Annotated in this window: 1 protein-coding gene; it reads right to left on the reverse strand. The window is 42.8% G+C overall.

Features of this window, described 5'->3' with window-relative positions; all coding sequences use genetic code 11:
• Positions 1-154 precede the first annotated feature (154 nt).
• A complete protein-coding gene (locus R7F07_RS25370; protein WP_005464022.1) occupies positions 155-673 on the reverse strand; it encodes an NUDIX hydrolase in 519 nt (172 codons plus the stop codon).
• Positions 674-1079 lie beyond the last annotated feature (406 nt).

Genomic DNA, 1079 nt, shown 5'->3' on the forward strand with positions numbered 1-1079 from the left:
AAGTACGGGTTCCGGGGGGGAGCTAGGACTTTTTTATTGAGCTTAATTGCGTAAAGAAGTGAATGATGAAATCCCTAAACACTTCTAAAAACGCTTACTGAAACTCGTTCCCATTCAATAGGTATGAGCTCAGTCTTCGGGACTCTGGTGACAGCTAAAGCAACTCTTTAGCGATCAGGTGAAGTAAGAACGTTTCACGTTCGATACTCATTCCTTTCTTCGGGCTTTCTGCCATCGTCTTTTCGTTATGTGCTATCGCTTCATGGACATTCATCCAAACTGGACGCATACCATTCTTTACTTCGTAATCTTCATACGCTGTCTCGCCCAGCTCACGATCGATTTTGCATGTGTAACAGTACGAAATCATGTGCATCACGTCGGCATCGTCTTTGTACCAAGGACGAAACTCTTCAAAAATGCCGAATGGTTTGATGCTATGAATATTTTGCGCCCCCGTTTCTTCTTCGAGTTCACGGACTAGCCCTGCAATAACGTCTTCACCTTCATCAATTCCGCCACCAGGTAGCGTGTAATCGTGATAACGCTCGGTGTAGAGCAACAACACATCTTCACCATCAAGTACAATGGCACGCGCTGCATTACGCTGAAAGATAATTTTATCGTCAAGATGGTCGAGTTCTGGATGAATGGTCGATTGTAAATGTCTCATCGAAAATACCCCCGTAAATATGATGCGCGCATACTACCGGAGTTCACTCTTTAAATCATCGTTGTGTTAATAAGCAAGCCAAAGTAGCGATACCTAACCCAATTAAAGTGTACTAAACCGTTCACGAGATCGCGTCTTGTTGAGCGGCTTACGCTCGATACATTCACTATGTATCCGCAACAGATGTGAGGTACTAGCAAGCTCTTTATGAGAAATGTCTAAAATTCTTCTAAATATGTCTACGCCCTTCTTACTTTTAACATCGATAAGACAATAATTGACGAAAGTTGCCTATAATCAAGGCAATACTCGCCTATCCCATGCGGAGATAAAGATGAAAAAAACAAGTTTAATGATGGCTATGGCAGGGACAATGGTACTTGCTGGTTGTTCAACTTATGACGGC

Origin of the sequence: Vibrio sp. YT-16, assembly GCF_033337405.1 — a bacterium.
GTDB lineage: Bacteria > Pseudomonadota > Gammaproteobacteria > Enterobacterales > Vibrionaceae > Vibrio > Vibrio alginolyticus.

Coding starts and splice junctions, on each gene's coding strand:
- R7F07_RS25370 (WP_005464022.1), bottom strand. CDS start 673: ATGAGACATTTACAATCGACCATTCATCCAGAACTCGACCATCTTGAC.